General features: G+C 68.1%; 25 protein-coding genes and 1 pseudogene. 9 read left to right on the plus strand and 17 right to left on the minus strand.

Annotated elements, in window-relative coordinates; all coding sequences use genetic code 11:
* Positions 1-4: 4 nt before the first annotated feature.
* Genes BAU07_RS01520 through BAU07_RS01530 form a run of 3 tightly spaced genes read right to left on the minus strand, consistent with a single transcriptional unit; the run spans position 5 to position 1,928 of the window.
* Complete coding sequence (locus tag BAU07_RS01520; RefSeq protein ID WP_066653119.1) at positions 5-796, minus strand: BON domain-containing protein; 792 nt, start codon at positions 794-796, stop codon at positions 5-7.
* Positions 793-1,386 (minus strand): phosphoheptose isomerase, encoded by a 594-nt coding sequence (locus tag BAU07_RS01525; protein WP_066664530.1) that lies wholly within the window; start codon positions 1,384-1,386, stop codon positions 793-795. The genes BAU07_RS01520 and BAU07_RS01525 overlap by 4 nt, the downstream gene beginning before the upstream one ends.
* 11 nt (positions 1,387-1,397) lie before the next feature.
* Entirely contained in the window at positions 1,398-1,928 is a 531-nt protein-coding gene (locus BAU07_RS01530; protein WP_066653121.1) for a YraN family protein, read from the minus strand.
* A 60-nt stretch (positions 1,929-1,988) separates the two neighbouring features.
* Here BAU07_RS01530 and rsmI point away from each other — a divergent pair.
* Both rsmI and BAU07_RS01540 read left to right on the plus strand, forming a co-directional pair.
* A pseudogene (rsmI, locus tag BAU07_RS01535) lies at positions 1,989-2,909 on the plus strand (16S rRNA (cytidine(1402)-2'-O)-methyltransferase); the annotation flags it as partial.
* A gap of 86 nt (positions 2,910-2,995) precedes the next feature.
* Entirely contained in the window at positions 2,996-3,646 is a 651-nt protein-coding gene (locus tag BAU07_RS01540) for a methylated-DNA--[protein]-cysteine S-methyltransferase (RefSeq protein ID WP_066653133.1), read from the plus strand.
* Between the two features lie 181 nt (positions 3,647-3,827).
* Here BAU07_RS01540 and BAU07_RS01545 read toward each other — a convergent pair whose 3' ends face one another.
* Both BAU07_RS01545 and rapZ read right to left on the minus strand, forming a co-directional pair.
* Positions 3,828-4,895: a septal ring lytic transglycosylase RlpA family protein gene (locus BAU07_RS01545; RefSeq protein ID WP_066653139.1), complete on the minus strand. Its 1,068-nt coding sequence runs from the start codon at positions 4,893-4,895 to the stop codon at positions 3,828-3,830.
* The gene (gene rapZ / locus BAU07_RS01550; protein WP_066664533.1) at positions 4,892-5,764 is read right to left on the minus strand and encodes an RNase adapter RapZ; all 873 of its coding nucleotides are present in this window, start codon (positions 5,762-5,764) and stop codon (positions 4,892-4,894) included. Before rapZ ends, BAU07_RS01545 begins: the two co-directional genes overlap by 4 nt.
* A 178-nt stretch (positions 5,765-5,942) precedes the next feature.
* On the opposite strand from rapZ, the gene BAU07_RS01555 reads away from it, so the two are divergent.
* The gene (locus BAU07_RS01555; protein WP_066653146.1) at positions 5,943-6,698 is read left to right on the plus strand and encodes a c-type cytochrome; all 756 of its coding nucleotides are present in this window, start codon (positions 5,943-5,945) and stop codon (positions 6,696-6,698) included.
* A 10-nt stretch (positions 6,699-6,708) separates the two neighbouring features.
* Positions 6,709-8,070: a c-type cytochrome gene (locus BAU07_RS01560; protein ID WP_066653148.1), complete on the plus strand. Its 1,362-nt coding sequence runs from the start codon at positions 6,709-6,711 to the stop codon at positions 8,068-8,070.
* A 136-nt stretch (positions 8,071-8,206) separates the two neighbouring features.
* Here BAU07_RS01560 and hprK read toward each other — a convergent pair whose 3' ends face one another.
* From hprK to BAU07_RS01600, 8 genes are all read right to left on the minus strand, one after another.
* Positions 8,207-9,133 carry an HPr(Ser) kinase/phosphatase gene (hprK, locus tag BAU07_RS01565; RefSeq protein WP_066653150.1) on the minus strand — a complete coding sequence of 309 codons (927 nt, stop codon included), beginning with the start codon at positions 9,131-9,133 and terminating at the stop codon, positions 8,207-8,209.
* A gap of 13 nt (positions 9,134-9,146) precedes the next feature.
* Complete coding sequence (locus BAU07_RS01570; RefSeq protein WP_066653152.1) at positions 9,147-9,602, minus strand: PTS sugar transporter subunit IIA; 456 nt, start codon at positions 9,600-9,602, stop codon at positions 9,147-9,149.
* 240 nt (positions 9,603-9,842) lie between these two features.
* Complete coding sequence (hpf, locus tag BAU07_RS01575; RefSeq protein WP_066653158.1) at positions 9,843-10,166, minus strand: ribosome hibernation-promoting factor, HPF/YfiA family; 324 nt, start codon at positions 10,164-10,166, stop codon at positions 9,843-9,845.
* A gap of 183 nt (positions 10,167-10,349) precedes the next feature.
* Complete coding sequence (gene lptB, locus BAU07_RS01580; protein WP_066653161.1) at positions 10,350-11,138, minus strand: LPS export ABC transporter ATP-binding protein; 789 nt, start codon at positions 11,136-11,138, stop codon at positions 10,350-10,352.
* 85 nt (positions 11,139-11,223) lie between these two features.
* On the minus strand, positions 11,224-12,033 hold the full coding sequence (lptA, locus tag BAU07_RS01585; protein WP_084025093.1) for a lipopolysaccharide transport periplasmic protein LptA: 810 nt from the start codon (positions 12,031-12,033) through the stop codon (positions 11,224-11,226).
* Complete coding sequence (lptC, locus tag BAU07_RS01590; RefSeq protein WP_066653164.1) at positions 12,030-12,698, minus strand: LPS export ABC transporter periplasmic protein LptC; 669 nt, start codon at positions 12,696-12,698, stop codon at positions 12,030-12,032. Before lptC ends, lptA begins: the two co-directional genes overlap by 4 nt.
* Positions 12,699-12,734: 36 nt before the next feature.
* Complete coding sequence (locus tag BAU07_RS01595) at positions 12,735-13,337, minus strand: KdsC family phosphatase (RefSeq protein WP_066664536.1); 603 nt, start codon at positions 13,335-13,337, stop codon at positions 12,735-12,737.
* 4 nt (positions 13,338-13,341) lie between these two features.
* Positions 13,342-14,331, minus strand: a complete 990-nt coding sequence (locus tag BAU07_RS01600) for a KpsF/GutQ family sugar-phosphate isomerase (protein WP_066653168.1) — start codon at positions 14,329-14,331, stop codon at positions 13,342-13,344.
* A 133-nt stretch (positions 14,332-14,464) separates the two neighbouring features.
* Here BAU07_RS01600 and purT point away from each other — a divergent pair, with 133 nt between their 5' ends.
* A complete protein-coding gene (purT, locus tag BAU07_RS01605; protein WP_066653171.1) occupies positions 14,465-15,688 on the plus strand; it encodes a formate-dependent phosphoribosylglycinamide formyltransferase in 1,224 nt (407 codons plus the stop codon).
* A gap of 163 nt (positions 15,689-15,851) precedes the next feature.
* On the opposite strand, the gene BAU07_RS01610 is transcribed toward purT, so the two are convergent.
* Both BAU07_RS01610 and BAU07_RS01620 read right to left on the minus strand, forming a co-directional pair.
* Positions 15,852-17,477: an ABC transporter substrate-binding protein gene (locus BAU07_RS01610; RefSeq protein WP_066653174.1), complete on the minus strand. Its 1,626-nt coding sequence runs from the start codon at positions 17,475-17,477 to the stop codon at positions 15,852-15,854.
* A 728-nt stretch (positions 17,478-18,205) separates the two neighbouring features.
* Complete coding sequence (locus tag BAU07_RS01620) at positions 18,206-18,439, minus strand: hypothetical protein (RefSeq protein ID WP_066653184.1); 234 nt, start codon at positions 18,437-18,439, stop codon at positions 18,206-18,208.
* Between the two features lie 273 nt (positions 18,440-18,712).
* On the opposite strand from BAU07_RS01620, the gene BAU07_RS01625 reads away from it, so the two are divergent.
* From BAU07_RS01625 to BAU07_RS01640, 4 genes are all read left to right on the plus strand, one after another.
* On the plus strand, positions 18,713-19,363 hold the full coding sequence (locus BAU07_RS01625) for a TetR/AcrR family transcriptional regulator (protein ID WP_066653187.1): 651 nt from the start codon (positions 18,713-18,715) through the stop codon (positions 19,361-19,363).
* A gap of 42 nt (positions 19,364-19,405) precedes the next feature.
* Entirely contained in the window at positions 19,406-20,557 is a 1,152-nt protein-coding gene (locus BAU07_RS01630; protein WP_066653190.1) for an acyl-CoA dehydrogenase family protein, read from the plus strand.
* A gap of 230 nt (positions 20,558-20,787) precedes the next feature.
* Positions 20,788-22,020, plus strand: a complete 1,233-nt coding sequence (locus BAU07_RS01635) for a CaiB/BaiF CoA transferase family protein (RefSeq protein WP_066653200.1) — start codon at positions 20,788-20,790, stop codon at positions 22,018-22,020.
* A gap of 64 nt (positions 22,021-22,084) precedes the next feature.
* Positions 22,085-23,599, plus strand: coding sequence for a 3-hydroxyacyl-CoA dehydrogenase (locus tag BAU07_RS01640; protein ID WP_066653201.1), 1,515 nt, complete (start codon positions 22,085-22,087; stop codon positions 23,597-23,599).
* A gap of 104 nt (positions 23,600-23,703) precedes the next feature.
* On the opposite strand, the gene proB is transcribed toward BAU07_RS01640, so the two are convergent.
* Entirely contained in the window at positions 23,704-24,840 is a 1,137-nt protein-coding gene (gene proB, locus BAU07_RS01645) for a glutamate 5-kinase (protein ID WP_066653202.1), read from the minus strand.
* Between the two features lie 96 nt (positions 24,841-24,936).
* Positions 24,937-26,067, minus strand: coding sequence for a GTPase ObgE (gene obgE / locus BAU07_RS01650; protein ID WP_066653204.1), 1,131 nt, complete (start codon positions 26,065-26,067; stop codon positions 24,937-24,939).
* Positions 26,068-26,077 lie beyond the last annotated feature (10 nt).

The following is a 26,077-nucleotide window of genomic DNA, read 5'->3' on the forward strand; positions in this document are numbered from 1 at the left end:
CGGATCACTTGATCGGTATGGCCTGGGCACCGCCGCCACCGCCGCCACCGCCACCGCCACCCGCGCCGGTTCCGCTGCCGTCAGGCCCGCTCATGCCGGGTTCGAGGCCGCCGCTGCCCCCGGTTTCGATCGGCGCCCGCCCGGGGCTGGAACCGCCAGTCGCCGGGGCATTGCCCGAACCGGATCCAGACAACCGCACCGCTTCCTCGCGGCTGATGATGTCGAACAGTTTAACCACCTTGGTCACCCCACTCAGGCCCGCCACCGCATTGGCCGCGTATTCTCCTTCCGCCTGGGTTACTTTGCCCTGAAGGTAGACGACGCCTTTGTCGGTCGTCACGGAGATGGTGCCGGAGGGCACGAACCGGGTGTTCAGCAGTTCGGTGCGGACCTTGGAGGTCAGCCAGGTGTCGTTCGAGCGCGTGCCGAAGCTGGCGATGGGGCCGACCGTGATCTGGTTGACGACTTTCTTGACGTTTTCCACCCCGCGCGCAAGCGCCGTCGCCTGTTCCTTGGCCGCTTCGGTGGGCGCCTCGCCCGTCAACAGGACGACGCCTTCGTAGGAACTCGCGCTGATCCGGGCGGAGTCGCCGAATTTCTGCGACGCCAGCCGCTCGACCTTGAAGCCGATGTTCGAGTCCTCCAGCTGGATGCCGGAGGTGCGCCGGTCGGTCACCACCACCGCGGCGCCCGCCGCCGCGCCGCCCACCACCACGGGCGCGCAGGCGGATAGCAGCACCGGCACGGTCAGGGCGATGGCCAGCGGTACAGCGAACAATCGGGTTCTGGATGTCATTCGGGGTCTCCCAGCAATAAGGCGTCGATACCGTCGCACAGTGCATGCAGCAGCAGAATATGGATTTCCTGGATCCGCATGGTGCGGTCGCTCGGCACGCAGAGATGGACGTCGTGGGGCGTCATGAGTTCCCCCAGCACGCCGCCGCCCTTGCCGGTCAACGCGATGACGTGCATCTCGCGCTCCTGTGCGGCCTGGACCGCCCGCACCACGTTGGGCGAATTGCCGCTCGTGGAAATCGCCACCAACGCGTCGCCGTGCTGTCCCAATGCATTGACCTGGCGTTCGAAGACTTCGTCATAGCCGTAGTCATTGCCGACCGCCGTCAGGATGGCCGTGTCGGTGTTCAGCGCGACGGCCGCCAGGGGCAGCCGTTCCCGTTCGAAGCGTCCGACCAGTTCGGCCACGAAATGCTGCGCGTCGGCTGCCGATCCGCCATTGCCGCAGGCCAGTATCTTGCCGTTGCTGGACAGCACGCCGAACAGCATGTCCACCGCGACCGCGAGCGGTTCGGCCAATGTGTCGCGGGCGGCCTGTTGGGTGGCGATCGCCGTGTTGAAGTGCGACACCATGCGGGTCTTCATTTCCATCATGGCGCGGATTATCTCATGGGGTCGATGCCGCCGAAGGCATGCCGTAGCCAGACCGGGCCGTCCGCTTCGAAGGCCACCACGTCGAACCGCACCCTGGGCAAGCGTCCCTGCCAATGGCGCGTCGCAAGGCCGGGCAGCAGGCAGGCGGCGGCGCGCGCCAGGCGCCGCTGCTTGGGGCGGTCCACACTGGCCGCGGCGCCGCCGTAGCGCCTGCCCGCGCGGGCCCGGACCTCGACCAGGACCAGGATATCTCCGTCGCGCAGGGCCAGGTCGATCTCCCCGGCCCGGCAGCGCAGGTTGCACGCCAGGGGTTGCAGGCCGGCGTCCACCAGCAAGGACAGCGCGCGGTCTTCGTAGGCGGCGCCGCGCCGCTGGGCCGCGGACTGCCGGAGTGCATCGGCGGGGGCCGCGGCATGGGCCACGCGCGCCGCCCGTTCATCCCCGGCGCTCTCGCGGCGTGCGCGTCGGCGCGCGCGGGCACGTGCGGACTGCGCGCGGCGGGCCAGTTCGAACAGCAGGGCGGGCGTATCGTCGGCCATGGCGGCGGGACCGGGGATAAGCCACTACACTGACATGGTTTGCTTTCACCTTTTTCCCCAATGAACGAAAACGTCGCATCGCCGGCGGGCCGCGAGGCGTGGCGCCGCGTCGCCGAGCGCGTCGCCGCCCAGCATTGGCCGGCCGCCACCCTGTATGTCGTCGCGACGCCCATCGGCAACCTGGGCGACCTGGGGCTGCGCGCCTGCGAGGCGCTCACGCGGGCCGACGTCATCGCCGCCGAGGACACCCGCGAAAGCCGCAACCTGCTGGACGCCTGGGGTATCGCCACGCCCTTGATCGCCGCGCACCGGCACAACGAGGCCGCCGCCGCCCAGGCCATCTGCGAGCGCCTGGCCCAGGGCCAGCGCGTGGCGCTGATATCGGATGCCGGCGCACCGGCGGTCAGCGATCCGGGCGCGCGCATCGTGCGCGCCGTGCGGCAGGCCGGCTACACCGTGGTGCCCGTGCCCGGCGCCAGCGCGGTGATCACCGCCCTGATGGGAAGCGGCGTCACCTCCGATGAAAACCCGGCCTACGCGTTCGCCGGTTTTCCGCCCCCCAAGTCGGCCGCGCGGCAACGCTGGCTGGCGCAATGGTGCGGGCTGGCGGCGCCGGTGGTGATGTTCGAATCGCCGCACCGCGTGGCGGCCACGCTGGCCGACATGCTGGCGGTGTGCGGGCCGCAGCGCGATGTGACCATTGCGCGCGAGCTGACCAAGCGCTTCGAGGAGATCGCCACGCTGCCCCTGGCGCAAGCCCGGGAATGGCTGCAGGCGCAGCCGCACCGCACGCAGGGCGAGTTCGTGCTGATCGCCCATGCCGCGCCGGCCGCCGAAAGCGGCGACGCCATGGACCCCGCCACCGACGCCCTGCTGGACGCCTTGCTCGATGCGGTGTCGGTACGCGACGCGGCGCGCATCGCATCGCGCGTCAGCGGACTGCCGCGCGACGTGCTGTATGCGCGCGCGCTGGCGCGCAAGAACCCGGATGCGGCGTCCGGCGCGCCGGCGCGCCCCGATGCTTCCACGCAAGCCGGCCCGCAGTCGGCCGTGCGGGACGGCGGGACATGACACCGGCATCCCAGCGCATCGTCGAAACGCCCCTGGGCCGCATGCTGTTGCGAGCCCGGGGCGGCGCGCTGACCGGCGCCTGGTTCCTGGACCAGGCGGATTGCCCGGCCGGGCCGGCCGACGACACGGATGCGGACAGGAAGGCATGCTGCGACAGGCCGCGGGCCTCCTTGGCGGCCAGCCAGCGGGCGATGCCGCCCGATGCCTACGGCGACACCTCGGCGCCGGATCGACAGGCCGAAGGGACCGTCCTGGACCAGGCCGCGCTCGAGCTGGCGGAGTATTTCGACGGCCGGCGGCGGGCGTTTTCGCTGGCGATGGCCACGCGGGGCACGCCCTTCCAGCGGCGGGTATGGGATGCCTTGCGCGACGTGCCCTTCGGCGCCCTGGAAAGCTATGGCGCGCTGGCCGGCCGCTGCGCGCAGATCGCGGCCGTGCGCGCCGTCGCCCAGGCGGTCGGACGCAACCCGATATCCATCTTCATTCCGTGTCACCGCATCGTCGGCAGCGACAGTGCGCTGACCGGTTTCGGCGGCGGCCTGGCCCGCAAGCAGGCGCTGCTGGCGCTGGAAGGGCACGCCTACGCCACCCCGGCCCGCGATGCCCGGCGCGCCAACGCCGATTCACGGCAAGGCACGCTCTGGTGATGCGGGACGGTGTCGCGGCGCGGCATTGCCCGCGCGCATTACCGGGGGCATTACCGGGCGCGTCGCCGGCGGGATTGCCGGTCGCCTCCTTGCGCGACGCCGGTGGCCGGCGCCGCCGGACCTCAGCGGATAACGCCAGTGCTTACTGGTTGACGCCACCGGGTGGCGCTACCTGGCGGTGTTACTGGGTCGCGATGCTGGGAAGTATGCCGGTACGGTCGGCCACCGCCTGGACCGCCGACATCGCGGCATTGCGGTCGGCATACGGGCCGACCCGCACGCGGTAGTACGCACCGGACTGCTCTACAGTGGCCGGCGGAACCCCCATCGCGGACAACTGTGCGTTGACGCGCGAGGCCAGCGATTGTGCATTGGCGGGCATGCTGAAGGCGCCCAGTTGCAGGTAGACCGTGCCGCCGGCCGCTCCCGCAGGCGGCGCGGACACCGGGGCCGGCGCCGCCAGCGGCGTGCCGGTTTCCAAGGGCAGCGGCGTGGTCCTGCCCGGCGTCCCCGGCGCGGCGCCGGCTTGTGGCAAGGTGTTCAAGGCGGCCGCGCCGGAAGATGCGACCGGCGCCGCCGCCACGGCTGGCGGCGCGGACACGGGCAGGGCCGTCGGTGCACCGGCCTCGGTGGAAGCGGCTACGGGCTGTGCGGCCGCGGCGGCCGTGCTGCCGCTGTTGCGCTCCGCCACCATGCGCCGGATCTCGTCAGGCAGGATGCGTTGCACCGTGACCTGGCCGCTTCCGGGTCCCAGTATCCCCAGCTTGTACGCCGCCACATAGGAAAGATCCATGATGCGGTTGTCATGGAACGGCCCGCGATCGTTGACGCGGACGATGATGGTGCGCCCGTTGATGGCGCTGGTCACGCGCGCGTAGCTCGGGATCGGCAAGGTGGGATGCGCGGCCGTCATCGCATACATGTTGTACGGCTCGCCGATGGACGTGGAATTGCCATGGAATTTCTTGCCGTACCACGAGGCGATGCCGCGCTGCGTGTACGGCCGATCGCTGGTGTCGGGTACGTAGCGCTTGCCGAACACCACATAGGGCCTGTTGGCGCCGCTCGCCAGCGGTTCGATGCGGGGCTCGGCATCCGGCACCGCGTCCAGGTTGGACGGCGGATTCGCGTCGGGGCCGTCGTCCTTGTAATAGCCGCCGCGCTTGCGTCCGCCGGTACTGGAACAACCCGCGACCACCGCGACCAGCAAAGCGATGACCAGTAGATTGCGCAGGTGCCGGAAATTCATGCCTGTTCTTCGGGGAGTTGGGTGCGGTGTCGGACCAGCAAGGGTTTGTGATCGGCGAAGCGCTGCGCCAACTGCTCCACGACATAGACCGAACGGTGCTGGCCGCCGGTGCAGCCGATAGCCACCGTCAGGTAGCTGCGCGTGTCTTCCATGTAGCGCGGCAGCCATTTGCGGATGAAGCCGGTGATGTCGTCGATCAATTGGCGCACGGCGTCGAAGCCGGCCAGATACGCAGCCACGGGCGCGTCGCGCCCGGTCAGCGGCCGCAGCACGGGGTCGTAGTACGGGTTGGGCAGGCAGCGCACGTCGAAGACCAGGTCCGCGTCACGCGGGACGCCGCGCTTGTAGGCGAACGATTCGAAGGTCAGCACGATGGCCTGGCGGTCGGCCTGCACCAGGTCCCGGATCCACGCCCGCAGCTGTCCGGGGGTCAGCTCGGAGGTATCGATGACGTGTTCCTGGTCGCGCAGCGGCGCCAGCAGTTCGCGCTCCACGCCGATGCAATCCAGCAGCGAGGCAGGCTTGCCGCTGCGCTGCAGGCGATCGGTCAGGGGATGGCGGCGCCGGGATTCGGAATAGCGCTGCACCAGGGTATTGGTATCGGCGTCCAGGAATACGACGCGCATGCGGGTGCCCATGGCGCGCAGCGAGGCGATGGCCGCAGGCAGTTCGGCCAGCTCGCCGGGGGACCGCACGTCGATGGCGACCGCCACGCGGTGCGTGTCATCGCTGCGGGCGCTGGCGATGAAGTCCGCCAGGAAACGGACGGGCAGATTATCGACACAGGTATAGCCGGAGTCCTCCAGCAGCCGCAGGGCGACGGATTTGCCGGAGCCGGAAATGCCGGTGATCAGGACGACGCTCAACATGGGCATGATTGTGCACGATTTCCGTGGCGCTTGCGCCGGCGCCGCCCGCTGATATGCCCGTAAACCGTGCAACTGCCCCTGTTCCTGACGGCATCCGTGGTCTACGCTTGCACCTGTTCCCCCGGGTTCTGCCCATGCCGCATCGGCATCGGCGCGCCGGACCACCCGACACGCCGCCATGACCGTTCGCTTTCACACCGTTTTTTCCACGCCGCGTTTCCGCCATGGCCGCGCAGCATGCGCGGCGCTGCTGCTCGCCGCCGCCGCGGCGTTGCCGGCGGCGCGTGCGCAGGCGCCTGCGCCCCTGGAGCCGGGCACCATGCGTGCCCGCCTTGCGGCCTGTACGGCCTGCCACGGGGAACAGGGCCGCGCCGGTCCGGACGGCTACTACCCGCGCCTGGCGGGCAAGCCACGCGACTATCTCTATCATCAGCTGCAGAATTTCCGCGACGGACGGCGCCAGTATCCGCCCATGTCGCATCTGCTGCGCAACCTGCCCGATCCCTATCTGCGCGAGATCGCCGACTGGTTCGCCGGCCAGCATGCGCCGTATCCCGCGCCGGCGCGTGCCGACGTCGCGCCGGCCACGCTGGAACGCGGCCGCCTGCTCACCGTGAGCGGCGACCCGGGGCGCGGCGTCCCGGCTTGCACGGCATGCCACGGCGCCGGCCTGGATGGGCTGGCGCCCGGAATACCCGGCCTGCTGGGCTTGCCGCGCGACTACCTGCTGGCGCAGATCGGCAGTTGGAGAAGCGGCACCCGGCGCGCGCACGAACCCGATTGCATGGCGCAGGTGGCGCGCCAGCTCACGCCGGAAGACATCGGCGCGGTGGCGGCATGGCTGTCCTCCCAGCCGGTCCCGCAGCCGTATCAGCCTAACCCCGCCGGCTCCATTTCGCTGCCCACCGCATGCGGCAGCCAGACCCAGGAATAGCGCGACACCGATGCCCATTTCTTCATCGTCCGAACCTATCCGACGCCGCCCATCGGCGTGGCGCCGGGTCTCGCAGGCGGTCGTCGTGCTGCTCGCCATCGCGATCGCCGCGCTCGCCGTCCTCGCATGGCTGGGCTACCGCGACGACTCCTCCACGGGCCCGCGCGAGGCCGTCGGCGACCCGGCGCAGCAGGTCGCGTACGGCGCCTACCTGGCCAAGGTGGGCGACTGCATGGCCTGCCACACGGCGCCCGGAAGCAAGCCCTACGCCGGCGGCGCGGCCATCCCGACGCCTTTCGGCACCTTCTATGGGCCCAACATCACGGCCGATGCCGCCACGGGTATCGGCAACTGGACGGCGGATGACTTCTGGCGCGCGCTGCACCAGGGCAAGGGGCCTTCAGGCACGCTGCTCTACCCGGCGTTTCCCTATACCGAGTACACCCGCATCACCCGCGCGGACGCCGACGCGCTGTATGCCTACCTGCGGAGCATTCCGCCCGTCACCCAGCCGAGCCGGCCCCACGAACTGGACTTTCCCTATGGCTGGCGGCCTTTGCTGGCGTTGTGGCGCGGGCTGTACTTCAAGCCAGGGGTACATGCAGATGCCCGGGCCGCCGTGCCTGCGTTCGCCGCCGCCGATGCCGTCGTGCCCGACCGCCCGGCGCTGATCGCGCGGGGCCGGTACCTGGTCGACGGGCTGGGTCATTGCGTTGCCTGCCACGCCCCCCGCAATGCGCTGGGCGCCACGGCGCAGGAAGCGGGCTTGCCGGGCGGCGATATCGCCGGCCTGGGGTGGTATGCACCCGCGCTGGATGGCGCGGCGCGAACCGGCCTGGGCGGCTGGTCCGAGGACGACATCGTCATGCTGTTGAAGACGGGCACCGGCCGGCATGGCGCGGCGGCGGGCCCGATGGCGGAAGTGGTCGTCGGCAGCACCCAATACCTGTCCGATGTGGATGCGCAGGCCATCGCGGCCTACCTGAAGACCATCCCGGCCCCGTCAACCGGGGATGCGCCCGTGGTCCGCGCGGCAGGCGGTATGCGGCGCGGCGCCGCGCTATACGAGCAGCACTGCGCGCAATGCCATGGCGCGGAGGGCCAGGGCCGTGGCCGCGACTGGCCGCCGCTGGCGGGCAACATCGGCGTGGTGGCGCCGTATCCCGGCAATGCCATCCAAATGGTGCTGGCAGGCGGGTTCGCGCCCGCCACCGCCGCCAATCCACAGCCGCACGGCATGCCGCCCTTCGGCCAGGTGCTCAGCGACGACGATGTGGCGGCGGTCGTGACCTATATCCGCAACAGTTGGGGCAACGCCGCGGGCGGCGTGACGTCCTTGCAGGTGAAGCAGGCCCGCGCAGTGGGCGGATAGGCGCGGTCCACACAGCAAGGGGGCATCCCGTTGGACATCGCGCGCGACAACGCGGCGGGGGCATGCCGCAGCGCCGCGCGCCGTGTTGAGCGCCGGCCGCCATTCGTCGTGCCGCCGTGCTCGCTGGCGGCAGCGCCTATTTACTGTTCTGCAGGATCGCCATTGCCTGGCGTTCCATGAATTCGCCCAGCGTATCGATGCCGCGCAGCTTCAGGATCGTGTTGCGCACCGCCGCTTCCACCAGCACGGCCAGGTTGCGGCCCGCGGCCACCTGCAGCATCACCTTGCGGATGGGCAGTCCCAGCATGTCCTGCGTGATGTCCTGCAAGGGGAGGCGTTCGAACTTGTCCTGCGCCGTGGCGCGCACCAGGTGCACGATCAGCTTCAGGCGCATCTTGCGACGCACCGAGGTCTCGCCGAATATCGTGCGGATATCGAGCAGGCCGAGTCCGCGCACCTCCAGCAGATTCTGCAGCAGCGACGGGCAATGGCCTTCGATCATGTTGGGCGCGGTGCGCGACAACTCGACGGCGTCGTCCGCCACCAGGCCGTGCCCGCGCGAAATCAACTCCAGCGCCAGCTCGCTCTTGCCCAGGCCGGATTCGCCGGTGATGAGCACGCCCAGCCCCAGCACGTCCAGGAAGACGCCATGGACGGTGGTGGTCGGTGCGAGCTTCTTGCCCAGGTAGATGCGCAGCAGGTCGATCAACTGCGCCGCCGCGACGGGCGTGCTCAGCAGGGGCACCTGGTGCTGGTCGCACTGGTCGATCAGGTCCTGCGGTGCGGTCAGGCCGTCGGCCAGCAGGATGGCGGGCACGCCCCCGATGAGCAGCTCGTCCATGTGGTGCATGCGGCGCCGCAGGTCGAAGCGCGTGTAGTAGGCCAGTTCCTCCTGGCCGAACACCTGGATGCGCGAGGGGTGGATCAGGTTCAGGTGACCGACCAGGTCGGCTGCGGCCATGCCGTCATCCGGAACGATACGGTCCGCCGCGCCTTGTCCCGCGATCCAGTTGAAGGGGATTTTGTCGGCGTTGTCGTCGACCAGTTCCTGCACGGTAAGCATGGCGATGGAGGAATCAGAGTTTGCCGGTCGTCAGCATGCGATGGACGGCCACCGGATCGGTTTCGGTGGCCAATGCCTCGCGCAGAGGCTTATTGGACATCAATTGCGCGAGCTCGGCGAGTATATCCAGGTGCTGCTGCGTCGCGTTCTCCGGCACCAGCAGAAACAGCAGCATGCCGACCGGCTGATTGTCCGGGGCATCGAACGGAACGGGGCGGGACAGCCGGATGAAGGCGGCCAATGCCTCGGTCAGGGTTTTCACGCGGCCGTGCGGCACGGCCACTCCCTGGCCCAAACCCGTGGATCCCAGCCGCTCCCGGGCAAAGAGACTGTCGAATACGGTCGATCGCGCCAGGCCGTGGTGGTTCTCGAAAAGCAGACCCGCCTGTTCGAAGGCCCGCTTCTTACTGGTGGCCAGCAGGTCGAGCACGACATTCCCGGCAGGCAGGATGCGGGGCAGATGTTTCATAACGGGATTATATGTGCATATGCCGCGACGCAAAAAAGCGGGGCGTGGCGCGACGAGGCGGCATTCCGGGTTCGGCAGATGGCTTGCGGGATGGGGGGCGGGAAGGGAGGAGGAGCTGTCTGGCGGGACCGATGCCCCGGATGCGGGATCTGCGGGACATCGGCACGGTCGGATGGACTATCGCGCGCTTGGCGCTGTCTTGCTCAGCTCGTCAGCGAGCCGTCGTGAGGCGCGGGGCGGCTATGCCGCGAGAGGTTGCCGCTTCACAGACTCGGTGGCGTGGCTCTGGACCTTGTCCTTGTGCTTGATGACCTGTCGGTCGATTTTGTCGGCAAGCAAGTCGATGGCGGCGTACAGGTTCTCATCCTGCGCTTCGCAGTGGATGTCCTTGCCCCGCAGTCTCATGGTGATTTCAGCGGTATGGCGTAAAGGTTCCACCGACAACATGACTTGGGTATCGATGACGTGATCGAAATGCCGCAGCACTCGCGCCAATTTGTTGACCACATACTCCCGGATAGCCGGGGTGACGTCGAGATGACGACCGCAGATGCTCAGATTCATATGCAATCTCCTTCTGCCAAGTAAAGGTTCGTGCGCCGGACGGCGCATAAGGACGCGTTACGTAATCTCCTCTTGGAAAGTGCGTTGGAAGAAACCCTGTAACCCTAGTGTAAAGACTCTGTGGGCCAATTCAATCCGTCCCTCGAATACTCTTCCCCGGCGGAAGGGTACAGGTGAGAACTTTTACATTCGGAAGTGCTCGCCCAGGTAGACGCGGCGCACTGCGGGGTCGCCGACGATGTCTTCCGGATTCCCATCCGTCAGCACCTTCCCTTCGCTGATGATGTAGGCGCGGTCGCAGATGCCCAGCGTTTCGCGCACGTTGTGGTCGGTGATCAGCACGCCGATCCCGCGGCTCTTCAGGAAGCGCACGATGCGCTGGATTTCGATCACCGCAATGGGGTCCACGCCGGCGAAGGGCTCGTCCAGGAGGATGAAGCGCGGGCTGGTCGCCAAGGCGCGCGCGATCTCGACGCGGCGGCGCTCCCCGCCGGACAGCGAAATGGCGGTATTGCCACGGATATGGCCGATCTGCAGTTCGTCCAGCAGCAATTCCAGGCTTTCCTGGATCTGCTGCTTGGAAATGGGGCGGCCATGCTCGTCCAGCTGCAATTCGAGTACGGCACGGATGTTCTGCTCGACAGTCAGGCGCCGGAATACCGAGGCGTCCTGGGGCAGGTACGAAAGCCCCATGCGGGCGCGCTTGTGGATGGGCAGGCCCGTGATGTTTTCGCTATCGATCTCGATGCGGCCGGCTTCGGCCGGCACCAGCCCCACGATCATGTAGAAGCTGGTGGTTTTGCCGGCGCCGTTGGGGCCGAGCAGGCCCACGACCTCGCCGCTGTCCACGGAAAGCGAAACGTCCTGCACGACCGCTCGCCCGTGATAGGTTTTGCGCAGGCCGATGGCCCGCAGGCTGCTGGTGGGGGAGGCTACGGGCGTCTGCGTATCGGGAGTCGCTTTGGTGATCATCGAGGGGAATTGGTGAAGTCAAGGGCGGACGGCGGTCGGGGCGGACCGCGCGTCGGGGCGGGCGCAGCAGGCGCGTCCCGCGGCGTCAGTTGCCACGGGCCGGCCGGGTGGCCGGGGCGTCCCCGTTGGCTGGGGACACTTTGGACTGGGTGTTGGACGCGCCGGACGATGCCGGGTTCCGCGGGGCTGGGCTTTTGCCGGCTGGCTCCTTGCCCTGTTGCGAGTTGCGGCACTCGGCGATGGCTGCGTCGGTGCGCGCCCGCGGTTCCATGACCGAACGCACGCGCCCGCCGGCGGCCGCCGATTCCGGACCCCCGACCGCCTCGTAGGTCCCCGCCTTCTCGTTGTAGCGCACGCGTTGCCCGCGGATGGTGTCGAAGGGCTTGCCGCAGATGTAGCGGGTGACCACCGCCTGGCCGATCAGGTCGAAGGTGCTCCGGGTGCCGTCGTATTCGGCGCGCTTGCCGACGCCCTGGATCACTTCGAAATTCTCGGGCCGCTCCTGGCGTACGGTCACCATCTTGCCCGGATCGGACAGGGCGGTGCCGTACTGGTTGCCCTGCGCGTCCTCGTGCATCTGCAACTCGTCGGAATGCAGCGTCATCAATCCGCGCGTCATGATGACATTGCCCGTGAAGACGCTGGTCTTCTTGACGTCGTCGTAATGCAGCTTTTCCGACAGGATCACGGTATTGGGCTCTTCGGCCGGCGGGGTGGGAGCCGGCTTGCTGCCGCCGTTGCCCGCCGGTTTGCCGGCCGGCGCCACCTGTGTGTTCTTGGACGGGGCCGCTTGCTGCCCGGCCGGCGCGACGGCCTGGGCATGCGCGCCGCCCGCGGCGGCAAGGATGGCGCCTGTCAGGCACATCGGCAGCAGGCGTTTGCGAAGTTCGATCATGGTTGTTTTTCTGTGGGAGCGTGGGCGGGCGCTTGCGCGGGGGCAGCGGAGGAGCCGGCAGGCGGGTTCGGTTTGGGCTGGGCGCGCTGCGTGTCGGCCGGGGCGATTTCCACGTTGGTGGACGCGTAGACCTCCAGCTGGCGGGTTTTGTTGTTGTACTTCATGCCGGTGCCGTTCATGCGCGATTGTCCCCGCGTAACCAGGGCGGGCAAGTCGGTGGTGATGAGGTCTTCGTCGGGAAGCAGGACGAGTTGCTGGCTGCGCACGTCCAGCGGCGGCGTGTCGGCGTCGGCCTGGCGATGCATGTGGGCGTCCTTGTCCATGACGATGCGCTTGCCGCCCTCGTACATCGTGGCGGTTTCCGATGTGGCGACGGTCACCGGCGTGTTCGGGCGCAGGCCGACGGCCCGGGGATTGGTCACCACGTAGGAGTCGTCATCCGGATAGTGCTCGCCATAGTCGCCTTCGAGGCGGTTGATGGGCTTGCCATCCACATCCGTGCGCACCATGACGAAGTTGCGCGACCACGCATCCATTTCGTGGGTGAGGCGCCGCGGCGGGTCCGTGGGTACGGCCCGCTGCGTATAGTCGGCCGCCCACCATGTGCCCAGCACCAGGGACAGCAGGAGGAAGAGGGCGATCAGCGACGGAAAACGTTCTTTCATCCCGGGGAGCCGTAAAGGGTTGAGGACATGCGGGCCCTATTGGATGGCGCCCGGGCCAAGCAGGCCCGGGGAAACGAGCAGTTGCCCAAGCCGGCCCTGGCTGGCCAACAGCACATCGCAGCATTCGCGTACCGCACCGCTGCCGCCGGGCAGCGTGGCGATCCAATGCGCGCCCTGCGCAACATAGGCCGGCGCATTGGGCACCGTCGCGGCAAAGCCGGCACGCTGCATGGCGGGCAGATCGATGATGTCGTCGCCCATGTAGCCGGTGTGGTCCAGCGTCACGCCGCGGCGCTGCGCCACGGCGGCCAGGGCAGCGCCCTTGTCGCGCACGCCCTGCATCACCTCGGCGATGCCCAGTTCGGCGGCGCGGCGGTCGACGATAGGGCCGGAACGGCCGGTAATCAGCGCCACGCCGATTCCGCCTTCGGCCAGCAGGCGCAGCCCGTGGCCATCCAGCGCATTGAAGCGCTTGAATATTTCGCCGTGCTCGCCGTAGTACAGGCTGCCGTCGGTCAGCACGCCGTCCACATCGAACACCATCAGGCGCACCGCCGCCGCGCGTTCCCTGACCAGCGGTTGCAGCCGCGCCAGGATCAGCGCCTCGGCCGGATGCGTCGCGGAAGCTGCTGTCGTCATCATTTCATACCACCTTCGCCGCCATCAGGTCGTGCATGTGTATGGCGCCGATCAGCACCCCGTCATCGTCCAGCACCAGCATCTGGCTCACCCGCAAGGCGTCCATCTGCTGGGCCGCCACCACCGCCAGCACGTCCGGCGGCACCGTATGCGGTGAGCGCGTCATGCCATCCAGGATGTTCAGACCGCGTATATCGCCGTGTCGTTCGATCAAGCGGCGCAGATCGCCGTCCGTGAAGATGCCTATGGGATGCCGGCGCGCGTCGACGACCACCGTCATGCCCATGCCTTTGGCGGACATCTCTTCCAGCGCGCGGGATAGCGGCGCGTCGCCCGGCACGGTCGGCAGCGCCGCGCCTTGCCGCATGACATCGCGCACGTGCGTCAGCAGCCGCCGCCCCAGCGCGCCGCCGGGGTGCGAGCGCGCGAAGTCGTCCGGGCCGAAGCCGCGTGCTTCCAGGCAGGCGACGGCAATGGCATCGCCCAGGGCCAGCGCGGCCGTGGTGCTGGCCGTCGGCGCCAGGTTCAAGGGACAAGCCTCCTGGCTGACGCTGACGTCCAGGTGCACGTCGGCCTGCCGGGCCAGCTCGGAGGACGGGTTGCCGGTCATGGAGATCAGCCGGGCGCCCATGCGCCGCGCCACGGGCAGGATGGTCAGCAACTCCTCGCCCGTGCCGGAATAGGACAAGGCGATCAGCACATCGTCCGGGGTAATCATGCCCAGGTCGCCGTGTACCGCTTCGGCTGCGTGCACGAAAAAGGCCGGGGTGCCGGTCGAAGCCAGCGTGGCGGCGATCTTGCGGGCGATATGGCCGGTCTTGCCGATGCCGCTGACGACAACGCGGCCCCGGCAATTAAGGAGCATTTCGACGGCACGCGCAAAATTGTCGTCCAGACGGGCTTGCAGGTCGTGCAGCGCCTGCGCTTCGATACGCAGGGTGCGCCGGGCGGAGGCCAGCGCATCGTCCGGAGAGGTGGCGGGAAGGGCATTCATGGACGGATTTTAATCGCACTGCGACAACTTGCCGCGTCCGGGCCGCGGGTTGCCGCGGTCCGGGCCCTATGGCATGCTGGCGGGCTCCTCGCCCCCGGGGCCACGGCCCGTTTCCCGCAGCAGGTTCCTACATATGTCGACGACTCCAGCGCCCGTTCTCGGTACGCCGCTTTCTTCTTCCGCCACGCGCGTCATGCTCCTGGGCGCGGGCGAATTGGGCAAGGAGGTGGTCATTGCCTTGCAGCGCCTGGGCGTGGAGGTGATCGCGGTGGACCGCTACGCCGACGCGCCGGGGCAGCAGGTGGCCCACCGCGCGCACGTGGTTTCAATGACGGACCGCGAAGCGCTGCGCCGCGTCATCGCGCAGGAGCGGCCGCATGTGATCGTGCCGGAAATCGAGGCCATCGCCACCGATCTGCTGGTCGAACTGGAAGCGGCCGGGACGGCGCGCGTCACGCCCACGGCGCGCGCGGCCCAATTGACGATGAACCGCGAAGGCATACGGCGCCTGGCCGCCGAAACGCTGGGCCTGCCCACTTCGCCCTATCGTTTCGTCGATACCGAGGCGCAGCTGCGCGAGGCCATCGATGGCGGCGGCATCGGCTATCCCTGCGTACTCAAGCCGGTCATGTCTTCATCGGGCAAGGGGCAATCCGTACTGCGTGGACCCGAAGATATTGCGCCGGCCTGGCGCTATGCCCAGGAAGGCGGCCGCGTGGGAGCAGGGCGGGCCATCGTCGAAGGCTTCATCCGCTTCGACTACGAGATCACCCTGCTCACGGTGCGCGCGCGCGGCGCGTCGGGGGAAATCGAAACGCATTTCTGCGACCCCATCGGCCACCGGCAAGTGGACGGCGACTACGTCGAAAGCTGGCAGCCGCATCCCATGTCGCCGCAGGCGCTGGCGCGGGCCCGGGAAATCGCCCTGGCGGTGACCGGCAATCTGGGCGGACTGGGCATTTTCGGCGTGGAACTGTTCGTCGCCGGCGACCAGGTATGGTTTTCGGAGGTCAGCCCGCGCCCCCACGATACCGGCATGGTGACCATGATTACCCAGGCCCAGAACGAATTCGAGCTGCACGCCCGCGCGCTGCTGGGGCTGCCCGTGGATGCCTCGCTGCGCCAGCCTGGCGCCAGCAGCGTCATCTACGGCGGCCTCGATACACGCGCGGTGACTTTCCATGGCGTGGCCGAAGCGCTGGCCGAGCCCGGCACGGACATGCGGCTGTTCGGCAAGCCGGAGTCCTTCGTCAAGCGGCGCATGGGCGTGGGCCTGGCGACCGCGGATACGGTGGAGGCCGCCCGCGCGAAGGCACAGCGGGTGTCCGCGGCGGTCACGGTGCGGGCGGCGGGCTAGGGCCGGTCAAGACTCTTTCCGCCGCCGCCTTTTCTGGCGGGGGCGTCCCGGGCCTGTCCGCACTTGCGATGCAGGCCGATGCGACAGGCCGCCGCGCTGGCGCTGGCGGTTGCCCCCACTCCCTGAACACGGACCGCCCGGGATGCCCGGGCGGCTTCGCTGCTTACTTATCCGCCGGCTTGGCCGACATGGCCAGGGTGAACTGATCGCGCCGCCCTTCATAGGAGATGTCCTTGCGGTACGCCCACAAGGTGCTCTCGAAGTGCAGCGGGATCAAGGGCACGTCCGCCAGCGCGATGCGGGTGGATTCCTCCAGCAGCGCGCGGCGCTTGTCGGGGTCCACCGTCACCGCGGCCTCGCGGTAGACCTTGTCGAAGGCGGGATTGGAATAGCCGCCGTAGTTGCTGGTGCCCAGCGATTTCGGTCCGTCCAGCGAGGTGACCCACAGCTGGAACAGGGCGGATGCCTCGCCGACTTCCGCCGGCCATCCTCCCAGCGCGAAGCTGAACTCCCGCTTGGCACGCTTGGGGAAGTAGATGGAGGCCGTCATGGCATCCACATTGGCCTTGATGCCGATGCGCGACAGATACTGGGCTACCGCCTGCGTGACCTGGCCATCATTGATATAGCGATCGTTGGTGCTCGACAGCGTCAGCTCGAAGCCGTCCGGGTAGCCGGCTTCGGCCAGCAGCTTCTTGGCGGCCGCCGGGTCGTACTTGATCTCCGGCGCGTGGGCCAGTCCGCCGAACATGCCGTCCGGCATGTACTGGTAGGCCGGCGTCGCCATGCCGTCCATGATGCGCTGGGTGATCGTCTTGCGGTCGATCGCCATATTGATGGCCTGCCGCACCCGCAGGTCCTGCAGCGGATTCTTGCCGTCCGCGGCCTTGACGAAGGGGCTGGGGCTGCGGCCCACGTCGGGCTGGAAGAAGACCAGGCGGGTCGACGGCGTCGCGACGTAGCCGAACTTGGGGTTCTCTTTCAATCGCTGGATATCGCGCGCGGCGGGGTTCTCGATCAGGTCGAAATCGCCCGACAGCAGCCCGGTCATGCGGGGGCCGGCGTTGGGCACCGGCACCATCTTCACGTTTTTCCAGTAGGGCTTGGGACCCCAATAGCTCTCGTTGCGTTCCAGTTCGATGGCCGTACCTTTCACGTAGGACTTCAGAACATACGGGCCGGTGCCGATGGCGTCCTTGCCGTTATTGAAGTCGACCACCGTGGGCCACGGCCCGGTCACGCCGCAGCCTTCCTTCGGCGTGAAGGTCAGCTTGCCGTGCGGCACGATGCCGTTCCAGATGATGGGCAGCGAACGCGCCACTTCCGCCGGCATGACGGGCAGCGGCACGTGGGTCTTGATGATGACCGTATAAGGATCCGGCGTCTGGACGTCGGCGAAAAGCTTGGTCAGCGACGCGTAGGAGCTGGAGACGTTGGTTTCGTTGTTCAGCGTGCGGCAGATCGTGAACAGCACGTCTTCGGACGTGAAGGGCTTGCCGTTGGAGAACGTCACGTCATGGCGGAGCTTGAACTCCCAGGTCAGGTCGTCCAGGTTCTTCCATGACGTGGCCAGGCCCGGCACCAGGTTCATATCGGCGTCGCGCCCCAGCAGAGAGCTGTACACGTGCGCCGAAAAGGCGTCGTTGGCCGACATCTTGTGATAGTGCGGATCGGCGGCGGTGGGTTCGGCCGACAACGCGATTTTCAGGGTCTGCGCCTGGGCCGGGACGGCCGCGGCGATACCGACGCTGGCGCACAACAGGGCCAGGGCATGGCGGGAGTACAGCATGGACAAACTCCGGAAGAGGGGGCGCGACGACAACCGCGACCCCACGGATGGAGCGCTCCCGATGGCTGGTCCGCCAGGCGGCCGCCGCCGATGAAATCGTTGAATCGTTGTTGCTAGTCGCAATCGCCGAAGCGGGCGATTATGGTGAGCGCCCCGAAACGCTGTCAATTCTCGTTTGCGAGAACGGCCATGCCTTGGACTGTTGCATGATTATGCGGCGGCGGCACGCGCGCGGCGCGCGCGTCATGGGCGGGCGGCCGTAGTGTGCACGATCGCGCATGCAGTCGCCGACGCGGCACGGGTGGAGCTGGGGGAAAGGGAGATGGCGAAGACGCCAGGCTGCGATGGTCGCTGCCGGGAAGGGCGCCAGCCGGGGGAACGCATATCCACGCTGTGGTGGCCAGCCGCGGCGCATCGTCCGCAGCCGGTACGGCCGGCCACCACATCATCCAATATGCACAGCTGCGCTCCGGGGAAAGAGCAGGAACCGGCCCTGCCGCGATAAGGAACGCACTGCTCAACTGCTCAACTGCTCAACTGCTCAACTGCTCAACTGCTCAACTGCTCAACTGCTCAACTGCTCAACTGCTTCGTCATCCGACACGGGACGGGCAGGGCGTCGACGTCTGCTGCGGTATGCATGTGCACGCCGGGGAAAGCCTTCGGCATGGACGGCACGAACATTCGTTCCGTCTACGCGGCCAGGCGGCGCCCCGGCGTAGCCGTGCTTACCACTGCGAGCCGCTGTAGCGGCGGTTTTGCTCTTGGGCGCGGCTCATGGTGTCCTGCACTTCCTCGATGAAGTCGAAGAAGGCGCCGAAGCCATGGGCAACAGCGCGCGCCATGCGCTTGGCGGCGACGATGGGATGGGAGGTAGGTTGTCCGTTCAAGGTGTTCTCCAGAATGTCACGTTCGAGGGCGTCGGTCAGACGCAGGTTTTGATTCAGGGCGATGTTCGTCATGGCGGTGCTCCTTGCTGTGGCGTGCTTGTTCGATCAGTGAAAACCATTATAGGGAAAACCCTAGATGCGGTGCAACAAAAACCTGGGGTTTACCCTAGTGGTGTTGTAAGTAGGCACGACAAGGCCCAGCCAGCCCTACACCCGCTGCTGAATGGCCTGCGGAAAAAGTCCGGATAATTATTTACCGTCTGGTCGGTATGTATTTATAATAGGCGCTGGCATCCGCGCGTCGCTCCAGTGCTCACCACTCCCGCCGATGCAGTCCAGGACCCCATGGCCACTTCCGCCGATTCCTCCGTGCCGACCGACGTTGCCAGCCTTCCGGCGGCACGTCCCCGCGCCGGGCGCCCTCCCAGCATGCCGGCGCCGCGCGAACGTATCCTGGATGAGGCCGCCCGGCTGTTCGCGCGCAGTGGCTATGAAAACAGTTCCATGGCGGACGTGGCGGCCAGCCTGGGGGTGTCCAAGGCGGCCATCTACCATTACTTCGGCACCAAGCAGGACGTCTACGACGCCATCATCCTCGACGTGCTGAGCGGCCTGACCGCCGCGGTGGCGGCCGAGGTCGAGGCCCAGGCGGACCCCGTCGAGCGCCTGCGCCGTTTCATGCTCGCGCACGCGCGCTACTTCGAGGCCCACCACGCCGCCTTCGTCACCATGCTGATCGGCTACTCCGGAATGAGCCCCGGCTACCGCGACGACGCCGCCCGCCTGCGCGACGACTACGAGGCCCGCCTGCGGGCGTTGATCGCCGAGGGCGCCGCGCACGGCGTCTTCCGCGATCTCGACCCCGCCGGTACGGGCCGCGCCGTGCTGTCCATGCTCAATTGGATGGCGCGCTGGTACAAGCCCGGCCAGGGCCAGGATGCCGAGGCCGTGGCCGCAGGCTACTTCGATTTATTGCTGGGCGGCCTGCGCCGCTAGGCACTACCTGTTTGTCTACCCCCGACGACCGAGGAGGCCGACATGGCCCTTGATGCCGAAACCCTGACCCTGTTGCTGGACGCCGTTCGCCGCTTCGTCGCCGATAAGCTGGTTCCAGCCGAACACGAACTGGCCGAATCCGGCGTCATCCCGGAATCCATCGTGGCCGGCATGCGCGAGCTGGGCCTGTTCGGCCTTTCCATCGACCCCGCATACGGCGGCCTGGGGCTGAACATGGTGGAAGAAGTGCAGGTAGCCATGGCGCTCGGCCACACCGCGCCCGCTTTCCGTTCGCTGGCCGGGACCAATATCGGCATCGGCTCCCAGGCCATCGTGCTGGCCGGCACCGAGGCCCAGCGCGAGCGTTATCTGCCCCGCCTGGCCAGCGGCGAGCTGATCGGCTCATTCGCCCTGACCGAACCCGACGCCGGCTCCGACGCGATGTCCCTGCGCACCAGCGCCCAGCGCGATGGCGAGCACTATGTCCTGAACGGCACCAAGCGGTTCATCACCAATGCGCCCGTGGCGGGCCTGTTCACGGTCATGGCGCGCACGCGGCCCGACCGCCAATCCGATGCGATCTCCTGCTTCCTGGTGGAGGCCGGCACGCCGGGCCTGACACTGGGCAAGCCCGACAAGAAAATGGGGCAGGCCGGTTCGCTGACCTGCGACGTGGTCTTCGACAATTGCCGCGTGCCCGCCGAGGCGTTGCTGGGCGGAGAAGAGGGCAACGGCTTCCGCACGGCGATGCGCGTGCTGGACAAGGGGCGTCTGCATATCTCGGCGCTGTGCGTGGGCATCGCGGAACGCCTGCTCGGCGATGCCGTCCGCTATGCCGCCGAGCGCAAGCAGTTCGGCAAGCCGATCGCCGAGTTCCAGTTGATCCAGGCCATGATCGCCGACAGCCAGACCGACATCTACGCCGCCCGCACCATGGTGATGGACGCGGCGGCCAAGCGCGACCGCGGCGAAAACACCACCCTCGAAGCCGCCTGCTGCAAGCTCTTCGCCTCGGAAATGGTGGGCCGCGTCGCCGATCGCGCGGTGCAGATCCACGGCGGCGCCGGTTATATCTCCGAATACGCGGTGGAGCGCTTCTATCGCGACGTCCGCCTGTTCCGCATCTACGAGGGGACGTCGCAGATCCAGCAATTGGTCATCGCGCGGGAAACGATGAAGGCGCATGGCGTTTGACCGGGCGGCGCGAGGGCATGCCTGCCGCGCCGAGCGGCCCACGTGGTGCAGGGCGGCGTCATACCGGATACGCCGCGCCGCCTTGCCGGCCCGCGCCCCGCGGATGGGCGGAGCCAATGCGCGTTCCGCGCGCCGGAATCGCGGCGCGGCGCCCGCCATCCCATAAGGCACAATAGCCGACTACACAGACCTGCCTGCTGGCGGATTCCCAACCAACCACGATCCCGTTCATGTCCACTCGTCCCGCTCCCCTTACCGGCATACGTGTCCTCGACCTGACCCGCGTGCTCGCCGGCCCCTGGTGCACGCAGAACCTTGCGGACCTTGGTGCCGAGGTGATCAAAATCGAGCGTCCGGGCAGCGGCGACGACACGCGGGGCTGGGGGCCGCCCTACCTGAAGGACCAGGACGGCAACGAGACCACGGAAGCGGCCTATTACCTGTCGGCCAACCGCAACAAGATGTCCGTGGCCCTGGATATCGCATCGGCCCGCGGTGCCGCTCTGGTGCGCGAGCTGGCCCTGCAAAGCGACATCCTGGTCGAGAACTTCAAGGTCGGCGGCCTGCGCAAATACGGGCTGGACTACGAAAGCCTGAGCCAGGCCAATCCGCGTCTCGTCTATTGCTCGATCACCGGCTTCGGACAGACCGGACCGTATGCCAGCCGCCCCGGCTACGACTTCATGATCCAGGGCATGGGCGGCTTGATGAGCATCACGGGTGAACGCGACGACCTGCCGGGCGGCGGACCGCAGAAGGCCGGTGTGGCGGTGGCTGACCTGATGACCGGCATGTATTCCGCGGTGGGGGTCCTGGCGGCCCTGTATGAGCGCGAACGCAGCGGCCTGGGCCAGCATCTGGACATGGCGCTGCTGGACTGCCAGGTCGCGATGATGGCGAACCAGAATCTGAACTACATGACCTCGGGCGAGGCGCCGCGCCGCGCGGGCAACGCGCACCAGAACCTGGTGCCCTACCAGGTCTTCGCGGTCAGCGACGGGCACATGATCGTGGCCGTGGGCAACGACAGCCAGTTCCGCGCATACTGCCGCGTCATTGGCGCGCCGGAGCTCGCGGACGATCCGCGCTTCGCCACCAATCCCAGGCGCGTCGTCAACCGCGAAGTGCTGGTGCCCATCCTGGCCGCACGCATGGCGCAAGGCGAGCGCGATCATTGGCTGGCGGAACTCGAACGGGCCGGGGTGCCCGCAGGCCCGATCAACACCCTTGACCAGGTCTACGAAGACCCACAAGTGGTCTTTCGCGAAATGCGCCGGGAATTGCCGCATCCGGCCGCGGGTACCGTGCCCGTGGCGGCCAGCCCGTTGCGGCTTTCCGGCAGCCCTGTGGCGTACCGGCGCCCGCCACCCATGCTGGGCGAACACACGGAGCAGGTGCTGCGCGAACGGCTCGGCCTGTCCGACGACGACATCCGCGCCCTGGCCGGCGGCGCCGGCGCATGATGCACGGCGAGAACGCACGCGCGCACTTTCTTTGGATCCGGTATCACGCAGGAGAGCAGGCACTATGGCAGAGATCAATACCGTAGGCATCGTCGGAGCCGGCGCCATGGGGCGCGGTATCGCCCAGATCGCGGCCCAGGCGGGCCTGACCGTCCGGCTGCATGACGCCAGCGGCGATGCCGTCGCCGCGGCGCGTAGCAGCCTGCGGCAGACCTGGGACAAGCTGGTGGAGAAGGGCAAGCTCGGCGCCGAGTCGGCGCAAGCCGCCCTCGACCGCATCGTTCCCTGCGATACGCTGGCCGACCTGGCGGACTGCCAACTGGTCGTCGAAGCGATCGTCGAACGGCTGGACGTCAAGCGCGACGTATTCGCCAAACTGGAAGCGGTGGTCCGCGACGACTGCATCCTGGCGTCCAACACATCGTCGTTGTCGATCACGGCCATTGCCGCCGGCTGCCGCCTGCCCGGCCGTGTCCTGGGCTATCACTTCTTCAATCCCGTGCCCCTGATGAAGGTGGTGGAAGTCATTGACGGCCTGCGCAGCGATCCCGCCGCAGGCGATGCCCTCGTCGCGCTGGCGCGCCGCATGGGACACACGCCGGTGCGCGCGCGCGATATGCCCGGCTTCATCGTCAATCACGCGGGCCGCGGGATGAACACCGAGGGACTGCGCATTGCCCAGGAGGCGGTGGCGTCCTTCGCGCAGGTCGACGCCATCATGCGGGAGCAGGCCGGCTTTCGCATGGGGCCGTTCGAATTGATGGACCTGACGGCGCTCGATGTGTCGCATCCGGTGATGGAATCGATCTACCGGCAGTTCTTCGATGAGCCGCGGTTCCGGCCGTCGCCTATCACTACCGTGCGGCTGGCCGGCGGGCTGGTGGGGCGCAAGGCGGGCGAGGGCTTCTACCGCTATGTGGAAGGCCAGAAACAGCTTCCGTCCGAGCCGGCCGCCCCCGCCGTACCCGATGGCCTGAAGGTGTGGGTCAGCCCGCTGCACCACCAGGGTTACGAAGCGGTCGTCGCGCTGATCGACCGGTTGGGCGTGGCCCGCGTGGCCGACAGCCACGCGCCCGAGGACGCGCTGATCGTCGTCACGCCCTATGGCGAGGATGTCTCCACGGCGGTCTTCACGCAGGGACTGGATCCGTCGCGCACCGTGGGGCTGGACACCCTGCATGGGCTGGACGCGGCGCGCCGGCGCACCGTGATGGCAAGCCCCGCCCTGCTGCCGCAATGGCGCGATGCCGCGCACGGCTTGTTCGCCGCGGATGGCGCGCGCGTCAGCGTGATCGAGGACTCGCCCGGGTTCGTGGCGCAGCGCATCGTCGCCACGATCGTCAACATTGCCTGCGACATCGCGCAGCAACGCATTGCGACCGCCAGCGATATCGACAAGGCCGTGACGCTGGGCCTGGGATATCCCGTGGGGCCGCTGGCCATGGGCGACGCGCTGGGCGCGAACCGCATCCTGGAAATCCTGCGCAATATGGAGCGCGTGACGGGCGATCCCCGCTATCGCCCCAGCCTGTGGCTGCAGCGGCGCGTGCAGTTGAACATGTCCCTGCTGGCCGGCTAGTCGCCGGATGCCCGCGCGCGTTAGCGGGCCCGGCTTAGTGCCAGGCATGCCGGGCGGCGGCGGGCTGCCAGCCGCGCGTCACCGATGGTATGCCCGGCGAGGCCCTACAGGACGACCAGGTTGTCCCGATGCACCAGCTCCGGGTCCGTCATGCTGCCCAGCAGCGCTTCGATCCGCGATGAGGGCTGGCGCATGATCCGGCGCGTTTCCGACGCCGAATAGTTCACCAACCCGCGCGCGCATTCCCGGCCATCCGCGTCCATGCAGGCGATCACGTCGCCGCGCTCGAAGTCGCCCTCCACGTCCACCACGCCGATCGGCAGGAGGCTCTTGCCTTCGTTGATGAGCGCGCGCACGGCGCCTTCGTCCAGCACCACGCGGCCGCGCAGGCGCAGGTGGTCGGCCAGCCACTGCTTGCGCGCCGACCACACCGGCAAGACCGCGCGCAGCTCGCTGCCGATGCATTCGCCCTGCGACAGCCGCACCAGCACGTCGCGTTCGCGGCCGGACGCGATCACCGTGTGCGCGCCGCTGTGCGCCGCCCGCTTGGCGGCCAGCACCTTGGTCAGCATTCCACCGGTCCCGATGCCGCTGCCCGCGCCGCCCGCCATGGCTTCCAGCGCCGGATCGCCCGCCTGCGCGTGCGAAACGAAGCGGGCCTGCGGATCCTTGCGCGGATCGGCTTCATACAGTCCACGCTGGTCGGTCAGGATGATCAGCGCGTCCGCTTCGATCAGGTTGGTGACCAGCGCGCCCAGCGTATCGTTGTCGCCGAAACGGATCTCGTCGGTGACCACGGTGTCGTTTTCATTGACGATGGGCACGACGCCCAGGCGCAGCAGCGCGAACAGCGTGGACCGTGCGTTCAGGTAGCGGCGCCGGTCCGCCAGGTCTTCGTGCGTGAGCAGTACTTGCGCGGTGCGCAAGCCATATTCCGCGAAGGCCGCTTCGTAGGCCTGCGCCAGACCCATCTGCCCGACTGCCGCCGCCGCCTGGAGTTCGTGCATGGCGGAGGGCCGCTTGCGCCAGCCCAGTCGCGCCATGCCTTCGGCGATGGCGCCGCTGGAAACCAGCACCAGCTGGCGGCCCTGCTGCCGCAAGGCGGCGATCTGCTGCGCCCAGTGGGCGACGGCCGCACGGTCCAGCCCGCGGCCCTCGTTGGTGACGAGGGTGGAGCCCACTTTGGCCACCAGCCTGCTGGCGGCGGAAATCACGGATACGGTGTTGCTGTCAGCGGTCATGACGATGGCCGATACAGGAGCGGAAGGTGACGAGGGTCGTGGCCGCGGGGCGGTGTCTGCCGCCCGCTTGCGGCGGCGATGGAGAGCGATTATGGCTTATTCGTCACCGCGACGCGGCTCGGCGTCCGAGCGCGTGTCATCGAAGCGCGGATCCTCGGCCACGTAGGTGCCTTCGGCCTGGTCCTGCGCGATCTGGTCCTTGTGGCGTTCGGCGTCCAGGTAGTCCTGCAGCGCCCACACCAGTTCCTGCGTGCCTTCACCGGTCAGCGCCGAGACGGTGAAGACCGGTCCGGTCCATCCGAAGGCGTCGCAGAAGCGCGCCTTCAGCGCGGCGGCATCCTCGTTCGGCACCATGTCCAGTTTGTTCAGCACCAGCCAGCGCGGCTTGGCAGCAAGCTCGGCATCGTAGCGGCGCAATTCCTCGACGATGGCGCGTGCGTTGTCCACCGCCTGGGGAATGGGGTCGATGTCCGGGTCCGGCGACGCGACGTCGACCAGATGCAGCAGCACCCGAGTGCGCGCCAGGTGGCGCAGGAACAGATGTCCCAGGCCCGCGCCCTCGGAGGCGCCTTCGATCAGGCCCGGTATATCGGCCACGACGAAGCTGCGCGACGGCGACGTGCGCACCACGCCCAGGTTGGGATGCAGCGTCGTGAACGGATAGTCGGCGATCTTCGGCCGTGCGTTGGAGATCTTGCTGATCAGGGTCGACTTGCCGGCATTGGGCAGGCCCAGCAGGCCGACGTCGGCCAGGACTTTCAGCTCCAGGCGCAGGCGGCGCTGCTCGCCTTCCTTGCCGGGCGTCCATTGTCGCGGGGCGCGGTTGACGCTGGACTTGAAGTGCAGATTGCCCAGGCCGCCCTGTCCGCCGGCGGCCAATACCACTTGCTCGCCATGGCGGTCCAGGTCGAAAAGCTGCTCGCCGCTGTCGGCGTCGTACACCACCGTGCCTACCGGAACGCGCAGCTCGATATCGGGCGCGGCGGCGCCATACTGGTCCGAACCCCGTCCGTTTTCGCCGTTGCGCGCGCGGTGCAGCCGGGCGTAGCGGAAATCGATCAGCGTATTGATATTGCGGTCGGCCACGGCAAGGATGCTGCCGCCGCGTCCGCCGTCGCCGCCGTCCGGGCCGCCCTTGGGAATGAATTTTTCGCGGCGAAAGCTCGCCACGCCGTTGCCGCCTTTGCCGGCAATGACTTCAATGGTGGCTTCGTCTACGAATTTCATGATGGCCGAT

It is taken from the genome of Bordetella flabilis, assembly GCF_001676725.1.
GTDB lineage: Bacteria > Pseudomonadota > Gammaproteobacteria > Burkholderiales > Burkholderiaceae_B > Bordetella_C > Bordetella_C flabilis.

Bases quoted from the DNA above. Each gene is read 5' to 3' on its own strand.
- proB (WP_066653202.1), bottom strand. From the start codon at position 24,840: ATGACCGCTGACAGCAACACCGTATCCGTGATTTCCGCCGCCAGCAGG.
- BAU07_RS01545 (WP_066653139.1), bottom strand. From the start codon at position 4,895: ATGAATTTCCGGCACCTGCGCAATCTACTGGTCATCGCTTTGCTGGTC.
- BAU07_RS01640 (WP_066653201.1), top strand. From the start codon at position 22,085: ATGGCAGAGATCAATACCGTAGGCATCGTCGGAGCCGGCGCCATGGGG.
- BAU07_RS01525 (WP_066664530.1), bottom strand. From the start codon at position 1,386: ATGGAAATGAAGACCCGCATGGTGTCGCACTTCAACACGGCGATCGCC.
- obgE (WP_066653204.1), bottom strand. From the start codon at position 26,067: ATGAAATTCGTAGACGAAGCCACCATTGAAGTCATTGCCGGCAAAGGC.
- BAU07_RS01555 (WP_066653146.1), top strand. From the start codon at position 5,943: ATGACCGTTCGCTTTCACACCGTTTTTTCCACGCCGCGTTTCCGCCAT.
- BAU07_RS01540 (WP_066653133.1), top strand. From the start codon at position 2,996: ATGACACCGGCATCCCAGCGCATCGTCGAAACGCCCCTGGGCCGCATG.
- BAU07_RS01620 (WP_066653184.1), bottom strand. From the start codon at position 18,439: ATGACGAACATCGCCCTGAATCAAAACCTGCGTCTGACCGACGCCCTC.
- BAU07_RS01570 (WP_066653152.1), bottom strand. From the start codon at position 9,602: ATGAAACATCTGCCCCGCATCCTGCCTGCCGGGAATGTCGTGCTCGAC.
- BAU07_RS01600 (WP_066653168.1), bottom strand. From the start codon at position 14,331: ATGAATGCCCTTCCCGCCACCTCTCCGGACGATGCGCTGGCCTCCGCC.
- BAU07_RS01625 (WP_066653187.1), top strand. From the start codon at position 18,713: ATGGCCACTTCCGCCGATTCCTCCGTGCCGACCGACGTTGCCAGCCTT.
- BAU07_RS01560 (WP_066653148.1), top strand. From the start codon at position 6,709: ATGCCCATTTCTTCATCGTCCGAACCTATCCGACGCCGCCCATCGGCG.
- BAU07_RS01635 (WP_066653200.1), top strand. From the start codon at position 20,788: ATGTCCACTCGTCCCGCTCCCCTTACCGGCATACGTGTCCTCGACCTG.
- lptB (WP_066653161.1), bottom strand. From the start codon at position 11,138: ATGATCACCAAAGCGACTCCCGATACGCAGACGCCCGTAGCCTCCCCC.
- hpf (WP_066653158.1), bottom strand. From the start codon at position 10,166: ATGAATCTGAGCATCTGCGGTCGTCATCTCGACGTCACCCCGGCTATC.
- BAU07_RS01630 (WP_066653190.1), top strand. From the start codon at position 19,406: ATGGCCCTTGATGCCGAAACCCTGACCCTGTTGCTGGACGCCGTTCGC.
- lptC (WP_066653164.1), bottom strand. From the start codon at position 12,698: ATGAAAGAACGTTTTCCGTCGCTGATCGCCCTCTTCCTCCTGCTGTCC.
- BAU07_RS01530 (WP_066653121.1), bottom strand. From the start codon at position 1,928: ATGGCCGACGATACGCCCGCCCTGCTGTTCGAACTGGCCCGCCGCGCG.
- BAU07_RS01520 (WP_066653119.1), bottom strand. From the start codon at position 796: ATGACATCCAGAACCCGATTGTTCGCTGTACCGCTGGCCATCGCCCTG.
- purT (WP_066653171.1), top strand. From the start codon at position 14,465: ATGTCGACGACTCCAGCGCCCGTTCTCGGTACGCCGCTTTCTTCTTCC.
- lptA (WP_084025093.1), bottom strand. From the start codon at position 12,033: ATGATCGAACTTCGCAAACGCCTGCTGCCGATGTGCCTGACAGGCGCC.
- rapZ (WP_066664533.1), bottom strand. From the start codon at position 5,764: ATGTTGAGCGTCGTCCTGATCACCGGCATTTCCGGCTCCGGCAAATCC.
- BAU07_RS01610 (WP_066653174.1), bottom strand. From the start codon at position 17,477: ATGCTGTACTCCCGCCATGCCCTGGCCCTGTTGTGCGCCAGCGTCGGT.
- BAU07_RS01595 (WP_066664536.1), bottom strand. From the start codon at position 13,337: ATGACGACAGCAGCTTCCGCGACGCATCCGGCCGAGGCGCTGATCCTG.
- hprK (WP_066653150.1), bottom strand. From the start codon at position 9,133: ATGCTTACCGTGCAGGAACTGGTCGACGACAACGCCGACAAAATCCCC.